At 42.0% G+C, this 450-nt stretch carries 1 protein-coding gene; it reads right to left on the bottom strand.

Annotated elements, in window-relative coordinates; translation table 11 throughout:
- Nucleotides 1–274, bottom strand: a 274-nt coding sequence (locus ACTD9P_RS29915; RefSeq protein WP_438870462.1) for a DUF2071 domain-containing protein, incomplete at its 3' end; no start/stop codon positions are given.
- Between the last annotated feature and the right edge of the window lie 176 nt (nt 275–450).

The raw sequence follows: 450 nt of genomic DNA, 5'->3' as shown, positions 1-450 counted from the left end.
CCGGAAATGTAGCGGTACCGGGAATTGGCGGCAACCCTCGAAACCTCACACCTGACATACGAAAAGGGACAACCCCAACCCAGTACACATCTTCATAAGAATCTAATTCCAGTGATTCTGGAACTAACTTCCGTAAAACCTCGTATTTCACCGGATAATGGGCGAATAACAGATCGCTCCATGTTTGCTTCATTCCCCAAGGTAAATTTGGAAGCGGCCAAGGGCGATGGCTGTCATCCCATTTGTTTTCTTGTATGTTTGGGAGTTCCTCCATAGCAAGTCACTTCTTTCACATCTATCGTATTTTATATAATTTCCTTCATTTTGACTTATAAACGTTCGCGGATTTGTTTTTTCCGCATCCATTGAGTAGCAACCCATTTTTCGCCTTGTATTACTGGCTCACCAGAATGAAGGGTAAGTTCATTTAATTTTTGATCATTGTAGAAA

The organism is Pseudomonas onubensis, from assembly GCF_965653655.1.
Taxonomy (GTDB): Bacteria; Pseudomonadota; Gammaproteobacteria; order Pseudomonadales; family Pseudomonadaceae; genus Aquipseudomonas.
This window is presented reverse-complemented; position numbering and strand designations above follow the sequence as displayed.